Annotated in this window: 8 protein-coding genes; 4 read left to right on the forward strand and 4 right to left on the reverse strand. The window is 68.7% G+C overall.

The features are described from left to right. Positions 1-9: 9 nt before the first annotated feature. Entirely contained in the window at positions 10-1,851 is a 1,842-nt protein-coding gene (gene eccA / locus AB0I35_RS09385; protein ID WP_357395316.1) for a type VII secretion AAA-ATPase EccA, read from the reverse strand. Positions 1,852-2,008: 157 nt separating this feature from the next. Here eccA and eccD point away from each other — a divergent pair, with 157 nt between their 5' ends. Genes eccD through eccCa form a run of 3 tightly spaced genes read left to right on the forward strand, consistent with a single transcriptional unit; the run spans position 2,009 to position 8,945 of the window. Continuing rightward, entirely contained in the window at positions 2,009-3,469 is a 1,461-nt protein-coding gene (eccD, locus tag AB0I35_RS09390) for a type VII secretion integral membrane protein EccD (protein WP_281201984.1), read from the forward strand. Beyond that, positions 3,466-4,875, forward strand: coding sequence for a type VII secretion-associated serine protease mycosin (gene mycP, locus AB0I35_RS09395; RefSeq protein WP_357395317.1), 1,410 nt, complete (start codon positions 3,466-3,468; stop codon positions 4,873-4,875). Before eccD ends, mycP begins: the two co-directional genes overlap by 4 nt. Before the next feature lie 8 nt (positions 4,876-4,883). Continuing rightward, entirely contained in the window at positions 4,884-8,945 is a 4,062-nt protein-coding gene (eccCa, locus tag AB0I35_RS09400) for a type VII secretion protein EccCa (RefSeq protein WP_357395318.1), read from the forward strand. Here eccCa and AB0I35_RS09405 read toward each other — a convergent pair. Together AB0I35_RS09405 and AB0I35_RS09410 are read right to left on the reverse strand one after the other, a co-directional pair. Beyond that, positions 8,942-9,514 carry a GNAT family N-acetyltransferase gene (locus AB0I35_RS09405; RefSeq protein WP_357395319.1) on the reverse strand — a complete coding sequence of 191 codons (573 nt, stop codon included), beginning with the start codon at positions 9,512-9,514 and terminating at the stop codon, positions 8,942-8,944. The two genes, eccCa and AB0I35_RS09405, sit on opposite strands and share 4 nt — an antisense overlap. Further along, on the reverse strand, positions 9,511-10,320 hold the full coding sequence (locus tag AB0I35_RS09410; RefSeq protein WP_357395320.1) for a GntR family transcriptional regulator: 810 nt from the start codon (positions 10,318-10,320) through the stop codon (positions 9,511-9,513). Before AB0I35_RS09410 ends, AB0I35_RS09405 begins: the two co-directional genes overlap by 4 nt. 173 nt (positions 10,321-10,493) lie before the next feature. Between AB0I35_RS09410 and AB0I35_RS09415 the strand changes: the two genes are divergently transcribed. Continuing rightward, positions 10,494-10,994 carry a DUF4254 domain-containing protein gene (locus AB0I35_RS09415; protein WP_067641196.1) on the forward strand — a complete coding sequence of 167 codons (501 nt, stop codon included), beginning with the start codon at positions 10,494-10,496 and terminating at the stop codon, positions 10,992-10,994. Between the two features lie 4 nt (positions 10,995-10,998). On the opposite strand, the gene AB0I35_RS09420 is transcribed toward AB0I35_RS09415, so the two are convergent. After that, a complete protein-coding gene (locus tag AB0I35_RS09420; protein ID WP_357395321.1) occupies positions 10,999-14,349 on the reverse strand; it encodes an AAA family ATPase in 3,351 nt (1,116 codons plus the stop codon). Between the last annotated feature and the right edge of the window lie 255 nt (positions 14,350-14,604).

Below are 14,604 nucleotides of genomic sequence, written 5' to 3' on the forward strand. Positions count from 1 at the left end.
ATGTGTTTCTCAGGACAGGTTCGGTAGCCGGCCCACGTTGAGGGTGGCGACGATTCCGATGAGTGCGGTGCGCATGTCGGGCTCCTCGATACGCATCAGCACGTCGTCGTCGGCCTCGGCGAGGTCGAGTCCCTCGGTGTTGGCCAGGCGGAATTCGCGTTCCTCCTCGGCGGCCTCGATCACGTTGCGGATGAAACGACCGTTGCCGGCGAGGTCGACGCCGCGGCGCGGCTGGCCGCTCTGATCGGTGCTCTCCATGTTGTAGAGGTGCTCGCACGTCTCCACGAGCAGCGCGAGCGCCTCGGGCGACAGCTGCGAATCCCGGCTGCCTGCGACGATCTCGCCGATCTGGCCGAGCTCTTCGGCGGTGTAGGACGGGAATTGGAGGCGCTTGGCGAAGCGGGAGGCCAGACCGTCGTTGGCGGCGAGCAGGCGGTCGATCTCACCGTCGTAACCGGCGATGATGACGACGAGCCGGTCGCGGTCGTTCTCCATACGGGCCAGCAACGTGTCCACCGCCTCGCGGCCGAACGCGTCACCACCCGAGAGTCCGGTCTGGATCAGGGTGTACGCCTCGTCGATGAACAGCACACCGTCCATCGCGCTGTCGATCAGCTTCTCGGTCTTGATAGCGGTGCCACCGAGGTTCTGGCTGACGAAGTCGACACGCTTGGCCTCGACCACCTTGTCGGTCTTCAACAGCCCGACACCGCAATAGATCTTGGCGACCACTCGCGCGATGGTGGTCTTACCGGTTCCGGGCGGGCCGGTGAAAGCCAGGTGCTGACCACGGGATTGGCTCGACAGCCCTTTGTTGGCACGGATCTTGGCCAGTTGCGCCGAGGACTGCAGCTTGGCCACCTGGTTCTTCACCGACGCCAGCCCGACCTGCTTGTCCAGCTGCGCACGCGCTTCGGCGAGCACGGTCTTGGCGCGATCCTCGGCAGCGGCCTCGTTCATCGCGGCCAGCGACGGTGCGGAGTTGGGGTCCCACTTGTCGGTGCGCGCGTCGATCACCTCGCGGCTGGTCACCACGATGCGGAACGTGCGGTCGCGCATAGCCGTGGTGTTGGCCGTGAAATCGGGCAGCTGCGAATAGACCTGCTCGAACAGTTTCTGCGCCTCGGACTCGTTGCCCGCCTCCCGCAGACACAGACCGCGGTTGTACATGGCGGTGAACTTGGCCGATGGAATCGGGCCTGCCTCGGCCTGTTCCATGCGCCGCACCGCTTCGCCGAACAACCCGAGCTGAGCGCAGGCGGTACCGACCATCACGTGCGCGCCGGTGGCCAGGTACGGATCCTTCCACTGCTCCGAACCGGCCAGCACCGTCATCACATCGGGCCAGCGCTGGGTGTTGTAGTGCAGGATGCCGCGAATGTAGGCGCTGATCCGGTCGTCGATCTGCTTGTCCGGGTCGTCGGGCCGGTTGCGGCGCAGCTCGGCCAGCTGGTCGAGGACCTGCTCGGCCTGGTCGTAGTCCTTGTCGGCGATCAGCTGTGCGGCCCACGCCAGCCAGATCTCGGTCAGCCCGGCCAGCGGATAGTCGATGTAGAGCCCGGGCAGGAACCGGCCCGCCATCGCCCGCGGCGCCAGGCCGAGCCTGCGTTGCTCGCGGCCGAGCGAATCGAGGCTGGTGCGGTGCAGATTGAACAGCACCTCCTTGGTCACTTCACCGGCGGCGGCGCGGCCGAGCCACGCATCGCACATCGACGAATCCCATTCCGTCGCACGCTGGAAGGCCAGCTTCGCGTACTCCTCGTCGCGCGCGGATTCCTGTCCGTCGATGGACAGGCCGAGCGAGAGGACACCGGCGTCGAAGGCGCGCTGAGCCTGGCGAATGTCTGGCATATGGTGTCGGACCCCGAAATCTTCTTCTCGTGGACAGCTGGCGTTCAACCCGGCAGTAAAGCTTCGATCGCGCCGGTTTGCCCTGTCCGTTAGATTAGGTAACGCTGCCGTGTGGTCGCAACGGAAGTAGTCAGCTACGACTGAGAGTTCATCACTGGTGTCGACGTTGTTAGGCAATGAGCCCGAACTATGCCGAGTTTCAGTGATCGGGGGTGATACGCAGCTCGACATCGGACTGCCTGCCACCGTCCCGATCGCCGGATTCATCGGCGATCTGGTGACGCTGATCCGCTCGCGGAATCCGCGCTTACCGGATGCGGACGAGGACACCGCCCCGGTCCGTGCCCAGCACTGGACGCTGGCCCGGCTCGGGCAGGACCCGCTCGCGCCCAGCCGTACCCTCACCGAGGCCGAGGTCTACGACGGCGAACTGCTGGTGCTGAGCCCGGTGACCCGCAAGGAGTCACCGGCGCTGTTCGACGATGTGATCGATGCGGTATCCCGGCTCACCGCAGGCGAATTCCGGGGCTGGTCGGGTTCGGCGGCGCGGTGGACGGGTCTGGTGATCGCCACCGTCGCCATCCTGGCCGCGCTCGCGCTGCTCGCCGTCTCGCGTGCCGACAGCGACCCCCTCGCGCCCGCGCTCGCGCTGCTCGGGTGTGGCATCGCCGCGTCGGCGGCCGCGGGCATCGCGGCGCGGAAGTTCGCGGATTCGGTGACGGGAACCTGGCTTTCGCTGGACGCGCTGCTGCTGATGTTCGGCGGTGCGGCGCTGTTGGTGCCTGGTTCGCTCGGCGCGGGTCAGGTCATGCTCGGCAGTGTCGCGCTGTTGGTGACCGGGGTGATCGGCTACCGGGTCACCGGAATCGCGGCCGGTTTGTTCGCCGCCGCGATCACCGTCGGTGTGTTCGGCGCGCTCGCCGCCACGATCTACCTCATCTGGCATCCGGGGCTGGCCAAGCTGTTCGCCGGGGTGCTCGTCGCCGCTGTGATCCTGCTGTCGTCGGTGGCGCGGCTGGCGGCGGTGACCGCCCGACTGCCGATTCCGCCCGTGCCGACGGCGGGCGGGGCGATCGACCCGGCCGACCACGAACAGCGTCCGACCATCGAGGGAATCGGCGCGGTCGGCGCGATCGCGTTGCCCTCGGCGTCCGGCCTCGGTGAGCGAGCGCGGGTGGCCAACCAGATCCAGACCGGGCTCGTGGTCGCGTGCGCGCTGGCGGCGCTCGTCGGCGCGATCGGGGCCGCCGATCCGTTCGGGCCGTTCCACTCCGGCGGGGTCGCGCTCGCGGTCGTCACCGCGATCGTGTTGTGCCTGCGTGGCCGGTCCTACGCCGACCTGGTGCAGGCGGCCACCCTCATCGTCGCCGGTGCGCTCATCGTGCTCGCGCTGCTCACGGGCCTCGGCCTCGGCCACGACTCGCTCGAATTCGCCGCTGTGGCACTGCTGTTGGTCACCGCGGGCAGTGTGGTCGGATTCGGGGTGATCGGACCGCATGTCGAGGTGACCCCGGTGACCAGGCGGATGATCGAGATCTTCGAATATCTGTTGATCATCACGATGATCCCGCTCGCGCTGTGGGTCATGGACGTGTACTCGACCGCCCGCAACATATGACCCGGCCACCCCTACGGCGTACGGTGCTGCGGCTGGTCTGCGCGGCGACCGTACTGGGTGCGGTCGCCGGTTTCCCAGCGCCTGCCGCCGCCATCTCCCCGCCCCGGATCGACCCGGGTGCGCTCGACGCGGCACTGGCGCTGAGTGGCAGGCCCGCTCCGCTCGAACCGACCGAACAGCGCGAACTCTGCGCGGAACCGGTGCTGCGCGGAAGTCCTCCCAGTGAGCCGCCGATGGCGCAACGGGTACTCGATCTACCCTCGGCGTGGCAGTTCAGCCGTGGTGCGGGACAGAAGGTCGCGGTGATCGACACCGGCGTGAACCGGCATCCGCGACTGCCCGCCCTGCAGGCCGGTGGCGATTATGTCAGCGATTCGGACGGCACCGTCGACTGCGACGGGCACGGCACGCTTGTCGCGGGCATCATCGCCGCCCGGCCGTCACCCGAGGACGCGTTCGTCGGCGTCGCCCCCGACGCCGAGATTCTCGCCATCCGCCAGTTGAGCCTGGCCTATGAGCGCAAGGACCGACAGGGCTCGGACAAGCCGCCCGGTTCTCTGCGCAGCGACGGCTACGGCAGTGTCCTCACACTCGCCGGTGCCGTCGTCCGTGCGGTCGACATGGGCGCCACTGTCATCAACATCTCCGAAGTCGCCTGCACGGCGGCTGGTTCCGACACCTCCGACGCCGCTCTCGGAGCCGCGGTGAAGTACGCCTACGAGCGCAATGTGGTTGTCGTCGCGGCCGCGGGCAATGTGGAGCAGGGCGGCCCGTGCCAGAACCAGAACGAAGGGTCTGGGTGGAGTTCGGTGACCACGGTCGCCTCGCCCGCCTGGTTCACGCCCTACGTGCTCGCGGTCGGCTCGGTCGACGCCGACGGAAAACCCTCGGCCCTGTCGTTGCGTGGGCCGTGGGTCGGGGCCGCCGCGATCGGGCGCAACATCGTCTCGCTCGACAGCCGACCCGGCGGCACCGGACTGGTCGACGGCGTGCAGACCATGAACGGTTTGCAACCCGTCGACGGAACCAGTTTCGCCGCACCGTATGTGGCAGGACTGGCCGCGCTCGTGCGCTCCCGCTTCCCCGACCTGTCCGCCCAGCAGGTGATCGACCGGATCACCCGCACCGCTCACGCACCGGGCCGGGGCCGTGACGACGCCATCGGCGCGGGCTTGATCGACCCGCTGGCCGCCCTCACCGCCCCTTTGGCCAGCGAACCGCCGAGCCAGGGAGCCGATGTGGGGCATCCGATCGCGGCTCCGTTCGTCGCGCCCGACCCCGACCCGCGGCCGCGGCAGATCGCGATCGCCGGATCGCTGACCCTGCTGGCTGCCCTTGGCATCGGCGCCGCGTTCGCCTTCCCGTTCCGCACGCGGCGCGCCGACCTGAACGACGAATTCGAGTAGAGGGATCGATGGCCACCGAAGGTTTCGTCCGACGCCCCCGGATCGCGCCGCCGCGCGCACCGGGTGGTGAGGTCGCGCTCACCCCGCCACCGGAGATCGAGCGGGCCATCCCGTCGCCGCTGATGATGAAGATCATGCCGGTGATCATGGTTATCGCGGTGGTCGGCATGATCGCGATGATGGCGACGATGGGCCGCAATCTGCTGGCCAATCCGATGATGATGATGTTCCCGATGATGATGCTCATGTCGATGGTCGGCATGATGGCGGGCATGCGCGGCGGCGGCCCCAAGCGCGCCGTCGAGCTCAACGAGGAACGCAAGGACTACTTCCGCTACCTCGCCCAGGTGCGAAAAGACGTGCGTCGCACCGGTGTCAAGCAGCTGGAGGCGCTGGGCTGGAGCCATCCCGAGCCGGCCGACCTGCCTTCGCTGATCGGCAGCAGACGGATGTGGGAACGTCGCCCGAGCGATCCCGACTTCGGGCACGTGCGGGTCGGCGTCGGTAGTCACCGCCTGGCCACCAAACTGGCCCGCCCCGAGACCGGCCCGCTCGAAGACCTGGAACCGGTCTCCACCGTGGCGCTGCGCCGTTTCGTCCGAACCCATTCGGTGGTGCACGAACTACCGACCGCGGTCTCGTTGCGCGCGTTCCCCGCCATCAATATCGGTGGCGATCTCGACGAGGGCCGGGAACTGGTCCGCGCGATGCTGATGGAGCTGACCACCTTCCACGGCCCGGACAATCTCGCCGTGGCGATCGTCTGCGCCGACCAGGACGCGCAGTGGGCCTGGGCGAAATGGCTACCGCACGTGCAACATCCGTCGCTGCGTGACGGTCTCGGCTCGGCCAGGATGCTCTACACCTCCCTCGGTGAGCTCGAGTCGGCGTTGCAAACCGAACTGATGGAACGCGGCCGGTTCATGCGCAACCCCCAGCCGACCCAGGGCCGGGTGCATCTGGTCGTGGTGATCGACGACGGCTACATCAGCGGCAACGAACGCATCATCAGCGAATCCGGACTCGACTCGGTGACGGTGCTCGACCTGACCGCCCCCGAGAACGGACTGGCTGCCCGGCGCGGCCTGCAGTTGGTGGTCGGCGACGGCGCGGTATCGGCGCGCAGTGCCGCCGGGGTGGAACGGTTCGCCACCGCCGACGAGGTGAGCGTCGCGGAGGCGGAGGCCTTCGCCCGGCACCTGGCCAGATACCGGCTCGCGACGGCCGCGCAGATCGTCAGCCTGGGGGAGGGCACGGCCAGTGATCCCGGCCTGATGGCGTTGCTGCGCATCCCCGACGCCGCCCAGATCGACCCGGCCAGGGTGTGGCGCCCGCGCACCGCGCGCGAACGGTTGCGCGTGCCGATCGGCGTCACCCCGGACGGGACCCCCGTCGAGATCGACATCAAGGAATCCGCCGAGAACGGTATGGGCCCGCACGGCCTGTGCATCGGCGCCACCGGCTCGGGTAAGTCCGAATTCCTTCGCACCCTGGTGCTTTCGCTGGTCACCACCCATTCGCCGGACGCACTGAACCTGGTGCTGGTCGACTTCAAGGGTGGTGCGACCTTCCTCGGACTCGACTCGTTGCCGCACGTGGCGGCCGTCATCACCAACCTGGAGGAAGAACTCTCCCTGGTCGACCGCATGAAGGACGCGCTGGCCGGCGAGATGAACCGCCGCCAGGAGCTGCTGCGCTCCGCAGGCAACTACGCCAATGTCACCGACTACGAGAAGGCCAGGGCCGCGGGTGTTCCCCTCGACCCGCTGCCCGCGCTGTTCGTCGTGGTCGACGAGTTCTCCGAACTGCTCTCGCAGAAACCGGATTTCGCCGAACTGTTCGTGATGATCGGCCGGCTCGGCCGTTCGCTGCACGTGCATCTGCTGTTGGCCTCGCAGCGTCTGGAGGAGAACAAGCTGCGTGGCCTGGAATCGCACCTGTCCTACCGGATCGGCCTGCGCACCTTCTCGGCCAATGAATCCCGCGCGGTGCTCGGCATCACCGACGCCTACCACCTGCCGAGTGTGCCCGGTGCCGGCTACCTGAAAAGCGATGCGTCCGAACCGCTCCGGTTCAACGCCAGCTATGTGTCGGGTCCTTACGTCGCGCCTGCGGGCACGGTGGTCGACGACGACGGCGCACCCGTGGGCGGACAGCGTCCGGTCGTGTTCACCGCGGCCCCCGTCGAAGCCGCCGAGGTCCAGCCCGAGCCTGCCGACGAACCCGTGCTGCGCGGCAGGCCCGAACTGCCACCGCCCCCACCGAGCGCACCCGTGGCGGAGGAGGGGATTCCGGACTCCCTGCTCGACGTCGTGGTCAAGCGGCTCACCGGGCACGGCCGCCCCGCTCACGAGGTGTGGTTGCCGCCGCTGGACGAGTCGCCCACGGCCGACATGCTGTTGCCCGACCCCGATTGGCGTTCGCCGGTGAACCGGCACGGTCAGTTGTGGATGCCCATCGGCGTGGTCGACAAGCCCTACGAACAGCGTCGCGACGTCCTCACCATCAGCCTCGCGGGCGCGCAGGGCAATGTCGCGGTCGTCGGTGGTCCGCAGTCCGGCAAGTCGACCACGCTGCGCACGATCATCATGGCCGCCGCCGCCACCCACACCCCCGAGCAGGTGCAGTTCTACTGCCTCGATTTCGGTGGTGGCAGCATGGCGGGCCTGGTCGGTATCCCGCATGTCGGCTCGGTGGCGGGTCGCCTCGACGGTGACCGCGTGCGCCGCACCATCGCCGAACTCACCTCGCTGATGCGTCAGCGTGAGGAACGGTTCGCCGAACTCGGCATCGAGTCGATGGCCGAGTTCCGCAGGCGTAAGTTCTCCGCGCTCGAAGCCAGACAGATCAACGGAACCACCGCCGCACCAGGTGACGCGCTCGCCGCCGACCAGTTCGGCGACGTCTTCCTGGTGATCGACGGCTGGGGCGCGATCCGCGAAGAGTTCGACGTGCTGGAACCTCAGATCAATGCCATTGCCACCCAGGGCCTTTCCTACGGCATCCACCTGATGATCGGTGCGTCCCGGTGGGCTGAGATCCGCCCGGTGGTCAAGGACCAGATCGGCACCCGGCTCGAGCTGCGTCTCGGGGACCCCGGCGACTCGGAGATGAATCGCCGTACCGCCCACCAGGTTCCGGTCGGCAGGCCGGGCCGTGGCCTCACCCCTGACCAGCTGCACATGCTGATCGCGTTGCCGCGCCTGGATTCCGATTCCGACCCGGCGACCATAGCCGACGGTGTGACGCGGGCCAAGGAGGAGCTGATTGCCCTCTACCCGGGCAGGCGCGCGCCGGAGGTGCGCATGCTGCCGCTGCGTTTTCCCCGCGAGCAGGTCATCGCGGCCGCCCGGCAACAAGGTGTCACGCTCGACCGCAGCAAGGTCGTCGTCGGGCTCGGCGAGTCCGAATTGCAGCCGCTGGTCCTCGATTTCGGCGTCGAACCACATTTCATGGCGTTCGCCGACGTCGAGTGCGGCAAAACGACGCTGCTGCGCAACATCGTGATGAGCATCGCCGAACAGTCGACTGCCGACGAGGCACGGGTGATCTTGATCGACTACCGGCGCACCATGCTCGGTGTGCTCGAAGGCGACCAGCTGGCCGGCTATTCCACCTCCTCGCAGACCTGCGGGCCGATGATCGCCGAGGTCGCCGCCTATCTGGCCAAACGGATTCCCGGCTCCGACATCACCCAGCAGCAGTTGCGCGACCGCAGCTGGTGGTCGGGTCCGGAGATCTATGTCGTCGTCGACGACTACGACATGGTTGTCGCGGGCTCGGGTAACCCGTTCACCCCGCTGCTCGAGTACCTACCGCAGGCCCGCGACATCGGCCTGCACCTGGTGGTCACCCGGCGCATCGGCGGCGTCTCGCGGGCGCTGTACGACCCGGTGCTCGGCGCGATGAAGAACCTGTCGGTGCAGACGCTGATCATGAGCGGCTCGCGCGACGAGGGAAAGCTGATCGGCGATGTGCGCCCGAGCAAGATGCCGCCGGGGCGCGGCACTCTGGTCTCGCGCAGTCAGGGCGTCGAACTCGTCCACATCGCCGATCTGCCGCCGCTCTAGCCACTCTGCATGGAGAACCGGCTGCGCACGTCCCTCGGCAGGCGCGTGGGCGGTGCAACCCGGCGTTCGAACAGCGCGCGGGAGGGGCCGGTCGCGCCGGGGCCCGCGATTCTGGCCAGGCGGAAGCCGGCGCGGCGGTAGTAGTCGTGCAGGTCGGAGTTGGTCGTCCAGGCGTCGAGGCGGACCCACGGACGGTCGGCCAGCTCGGCCACCCGGTCGGCGTGGTCGAGCAGATGTCGGCCGACCTGCCTGCCCGCGAACCGCAGATCGACGATCATGAAGTGCACGACCACCGCCTCGGTGAGCTCCCACGGCGACCACAGTCCGGGATCGGCGCGGCGGTTGACGGTGATCGTGCCCGCCGGTTCGTCGTCCACCTCCGCGATCCAGGTCTCGCCCGCATCGAGCGCGCGGCCAACCGCATCGGCGAAGATTTCGATCGGACGGCCCTTGCCCGCCACCGTCCACTGATCCGAACCGCGTGCGGCCAGCCATGCGGTGCGCTGCACCCGCAGGCGGCAGATCAACGGCAGGTCACCGAGGGTGGCCTGCCGCATCCGCGCGGTCATGGCAACGCAACGGCGTGACCGGGTGTGATGCCGAGAGTGCGGGCGATGACGGCGGTCCCCGCCTCGTCGCCGAGTTGGTAGGCCAACCGGTTGCGACCGGCCAGGGAGCGGTGACGGGTCGCCCGGGTGACCCGTTCGTGATTGGCTCCGATACGCAGATGATCCAGCAGTACGGTGCCGGTCGCGACGCCGAGCACCACCGCCTCCTCCGCGGTCGCGGGCCGGGCGACGACCGTGTCGCGGTGCGCGGTCTCGCCGTAGCCCCGGTCGGCCAGGCGCCGCGTGGTGCCCTCGGGAATGTCGTGCGGTGAGTCGATTCCGGCTGCCTCGGCGAGGTCGCGCGGATAGAAGCTCACCTCCCACGACCACGGTTCGTTGTCGAGGTACTGCACCACCGTCCTGGCAAGCACCCAGGACGCCGGTGGCACGCCGAGCCAGTGCGCGACCTGTTCGTCGGCCGGTTCCATGCAGGTGCTGAACTCCTTGGCCGGCTGCCTGCTCGCCGCGCGCGCTATCTCCTCGAAGATGTCGTGCGCCGAGCGCGGACGATCACGCCGGATGTGGTCGGTGACCACGGATTCCAGCACTTCTTGGTTTCGAACGATGGTTCCGCGGGAAGTCGCTGTATAGACCAGGTTTTCGGCGACGAGCACCTGGATGGCGTTGCGCGCGGTGGTGATCGAGACCTGCATCTGCTCGGCCAGCTCGGAATGGCTGGGCAGCCGGTCGCCCGGTTTCCAGGTACCCGCGCGGATCTCCTCGCGGAGGAGGTTCGCGATCCGCAGATAGGTCGGACCGTCCGCCATCATGCTCCTCGGTAGGTCGTGCAGGTAACGAAGTGTACTCGTCTGGGTTACCTACGGCCGAGTAATGCTTGACAGTGAGCTTGCGAGGTTTATTGTAATGAACGTCCTGATCCGGTGCTGTGCGGCGACGACGGCGAGGCAACGTGGCTGGTGCGGAGAGTTCTACGGTTGTAATGGCTTTCCCCGACACATTGCGATGTGTCGGCCCCGCAGGTCCGCACGCCGATACCGGTTTACTGCCCTTCTCCGACCTACTGGTCCGGGCATGTCGCGGGCACCGGGTGGTCGGCGGACCGCTGCTGTGGTTCGCGCGTGACCTTGCGGTGCTGCACGAGAAGCGGGTGGTCGGCCGTGGCGGTCGAGTCGAGACCGACGCCGTGGTGCTGCGTGAGATCGACTGCCGCCGAAGCGAATTGGTCCTCGCTATCGACGACTGGGTGCTGCGCGGCGTGCCGCAGCACCGACTGGGCGCCACGCTGCACACCGAAACCATCGGCGCGGTCATCGACCGGTTGGCGGAGTCCTCGGTGCGTGCTCACCACGCGCTGATGACGCTGGACGCCAACGACGAACTGCTGCACAGCGCCTGGCACCACCTGGCCGAATTGGCCGACGCCTACGACGATCTGGTGCGCGATGTGCTCGCCGGGCGGCGTCGGCTGCCCGAGTGGTGACCGCTCAGCGGTAGCGGTTGTGTTCGGCGCCGAACTCGTCGGCCACCGTCGCCGCCAACTCCACGTACGCGCGCTTGGTCGACTTGTGCAGGCGGTGCAGGTCGATCTCGGCGCCCTCGGACAGGTGTTCGTCGAACGGGATGATGTGCACGGCACGGCAGCGTGACAGGAAGTACTCCCGCAACTGCTGTACACCGACATTCGGTGAACCCTCACGCGGCAGGTTGATCACGACCACCGCATTGCGCACCAGGTGGTCGTGCCCGTGCAGCGACAGCCAGTCGAGCGTCGCGGCGGCGCTGCGGGCACCGTCGATGGCCGCCGACGAGATCAGCACCAGCGAATGCGCCAGGTCGAGCACGCCGTTCATCGCCGAGTGCATCAGGCCGGTGCCGCAGTCGGTGAGGATGATGTTGTAGAACCGCTGCAGAATGCGGGCGACGGCCCGGTACTCCTCGTCGTTGAACGACTCCGAGGCGGCCGGATCACGTTCACTGGCAAGCACTTCCAGCCTGCTCGAACTCTGCGAGGTGTGCCTGCGCACATCCGAGTACCGTTCGATCGCCGGATCGAGCAGCAGGTCGCGCACGGTCGAGCGGGTCTGGATGGCCACGCGCTGGGACAGGGTGCCGAAGTCCGGGTTGGCGTCGACCGCGATCACCCGGTCGCCTCGGATCGACGCGAAGATCGATCCGAGGCCGGTGGTGGTCGTCGTCTTGCCGACGCCACCCTTGAGCGAGAGCACCGCGATCCGGTAATCGCCACGCACGGGCTGCCGGATACGGGCCACCAGCTCCTGCAGGCGCCGCTCCTCGGCCGACATTCCCGGGTTGATCGCACCACCGGAAACATGGTGCACGGCCTTGCGCCAACCACTGCCCGGCGCCTTCTTCACCCGTTTGACCGGCACATTGTCCAGTGACGGAGGTTGATAGCCGGGGTTACCCCAGCCCGGCTGACCGTAGGCGGGCTGCTGGTACTGCGGTGGGACATGCTGCGGAGCAACGTTGTTCGGGGCGTGGTGCGGCAGCGCCGGTCCGCTGTGCGGGGTGCCGTCCGGCGCTTGGAAGGGCTGTACCGGGGCGCCGTTGGGTGCTTGGTACCAGGTGCCGTCCGGCGCCTGGAACTGCTGGGGCGCGGCCGCCTGGTACGGCTGTGCTGGTGCGCCATCGGGTGCGTGGAGCCGGTTGCCGTCCGGTCCCGGGTACGGCTGTGCCTGGGAGCTGTTGGGCGCCTGGTACGGCTGAACCGGTGCGGCAGGGCCCTGTGAATACTGCTGGGTCTGAGCAGCATTCGGGCCCGCCTGCGCGACGTTCCCGTGGGGGTACGAGCCGTCCGGCTGGACACGCATACCGTCAGGGCGGTACTGGGGGAGTCCGTCGCTCTGGTACGGATCGGCGGTGCCCCCATCGCGTGCCTGCGGGTAGACGTCCCCGGTGGGCTGCTGTGCCGGATAGGCAGTCGCACCACCGCTCTGCGCGGTCGGGTCGGGGACGCCCTGCCGTGCGAGTTCGGGCTGCGATGGCGCGGCGTCCGGGGTCAGCTGATGACGTGGAGGTGTTCCCTCGGGGCGGGAATGCGGCCCTGGCTGTGCGAAATCACCTGAGCGATAAGCAGTTTCAGACGGCCGACCCTGCGCGACGGCGGCGCTGTCGCGGGGCAACACACCCTGCAGCCGAGGGTCGTCGGCCCGGAACATCTCGGTCTGCGCATCGGGTGCGTGCACGGAAGCGCCGTGCGAAAGATCTCCGGGAATCGAATCGTATTGCGACGCAGAGAAAGCCGGTCCCTGCGGTACCTCGCCGGACGCATAGGGCGAGACAGGCGCCGCCGAAGCCGCGACGTCACCGGAGCTGTACGGCGACCCCTGCGCGACCCCACCCTGCTCGGCCTGGGCTTGATCGGCGCGGTCCTCGGTCTGTGTCGACGAAGGGCTCGCCGAGTATCCGGCGTCAGCCGACTCGGCGGCGACGGAAGCCGCCGATGCTCCAGTGGCCGGCCCGGATGTCGGTGCACCAGAAGTGTTGTGTGGCGCCGCTTCTGCTTGCGCGGCCCGGGTCGACGGATCCGGCTGGCCGCCGGTGGACGGCGCAGGTTCGGCTACCGGGCGCGAAGGGATCGAGAGCGCCTCGATCGGAGTGTCCGATGACAGCGGGTCGACGGGCGCCGAAACCGCTTCGGTAGCCGACGCCTGCGGATGCGCGGGTGACTGCGACCAGACCGGAACGGCAGGCGGCGACAGTGGGTCCGCGGGGGAAGGCGACGACATCGGCACGGCGGGCGGTGCAAGCGGGTCGACAGGTGCAGACGACGAGACCGGATCGGCGGGTGCCGGCGGGTCGGCGGGTGAAGGCGAGGACACCGGCACGGCGGACGGCGCCAGCGGGTCCGAGGGGGACGGCGTGGCGGGCGCGAGCAAGCGCGGCGGCGCCTGGGTCGGGCGTGCCGGGGGATCGGGCAGCGGGGGAGGTGGCGGGAGGTCGGGCAGGCTGCGCTGGTTCGAGGGCCCGAGCGGTGTGAAGCCCTCGGACGGGGGAGCGGGGGTCCGCGTCGGGAGAGCCGCCGCGGCCTGCTCGGCAGGTGCCGGGGGCAATGAAGGACCCGAATGAGCTGGCGGAACGGCCGCATTCGGGATCGAGTGCGACGGCGAACTGGTGTGCGTCGGCGCGGCCGGGAACTGGGCCGGTGTAGAGGACTGCCCGGTGTTCCACGGGGAGAACGCATCCGGACCGGTCTGCGGCGGCATGAGCCGGTCAGGTGCGCCCTGCTCCTGGGGTCGAGCGGCGCCGGCCGAGGACCGCGAGCCGGCGGCATGCTGGGCGGCGTCGCCCGTCGCGCCGGAGTCGAGCCTCGGCGGAGCGAGTGGGTCGGTGCCTTGCTCCCACGCGCTTGCCTGGGCCTGCTGGGCGGAGCCGTCCGAGCCCGACCGCGGTGACGGAGCGAGTGGGTTCGGGGCGCCCTGAGCCTGCGGCCAAGGCGCGCCGGTCGAGGCCGGTGGCCAGGAAGGGTCGGCGCCCTGAGTCGGTGCGGGCGCGCTCGATGTCGACGGATTCGGACCGGGCATCAGCGGGTTCGCGGTCGACGGTGCCTGCGGATCGTGGAAAGCAGGGCCTTGGCCCGCGGTGCCGGTTGTCTGACTCGGCTGTTCGGGCTCGCGGTCCTTGCGGCGGCGACCGCCCTTCTTCTCTTTGCGCGCACTGTCGTCGCCGCGCAGGAACCGGCGGCGCTTGGGGGCGTCGTCGATCGGCTCGTCCTGTGGCAGGTTCTCGACCGGTGCCTCGTACCCGACCTGGGTGACTTCGCTCTCCGACAGCCATGGCGGCAACATGGGGAGGCTGTCGTTGTTGCGGCTCACCGGTGCGCTCCGCTCACCAGGGTCCCCCGATCTGATCGACCCACTACTTGCGACGCCGGTGAGTTTACGCGACAACCCGATCGGCGTGGCGGGCGCCTCATGCCTGCCCGCGAGCCCACCGTCGACGTCTTCATTGTGCGACGTGCGCCACGTTCAGGGTGTACCGTCGGGGTCTTTTTGCCTCAGCGCACACGGACCGGTAAGCTTGAGCGGCGGTGCACCTAGGCGCCGACTGTTCGCGTGCAAACCCGGGAA

The organism is Nocardia sp. NPDC050378, from assembly GCF_040655675.1.
Taxonomy (GTDB): Bacteria; Actinomycetota; Actinomycetes; order Mycobacteriales; family Mycobacteriaceae; genus Nocardia; species Nocardia coubleae.

Bases quoted from the DNA above. Each gene is read 5' to 3' on its own strand.
- eccA (WP_357395316.1), bottom strand. From the start codon at position 1,851: ATGCCAGACATTCGCCAGGCTCAGCGCGCCTTCGACGCCGGTGTCCTC.
- mycP (WP_357395317.1), top strand. From the start codon at position 3,466: ATGACCCGGCCACCCCTACGGCGTACGGTGCTGCGGCTGGTCTGCGCG.
- eccCa (WP_357395318.1), top strand. From the start codon at position 4,884: ATGGCCACCGAAGGTTTCGTCCGACGCCCCCGGATCGCGCCGCCGCGC.
- AB0I35_RS09405 (WP_357395319.1), bottom strand. From the start codon at position 9,514: ATGACCGCGCGGATGCGGCAGGCCACCCTCGGTGACCTGCCGTTGATC.
- AB0I35_RS09410 (WP_357395320.1), bottom strand. From the start codon at position 10,320: ATGGCGGACGGTCCGACCTATCTGCGGATCGCGAACCTCCTCCGCGAG.
- AB0I35_RS09415 (WP_067641196.1), top strand. From the start codon at position 10,494: ATGGCTTTCCCCGACACATTGCGATGTGTCGGCCCCGCAGGTCCGCAC.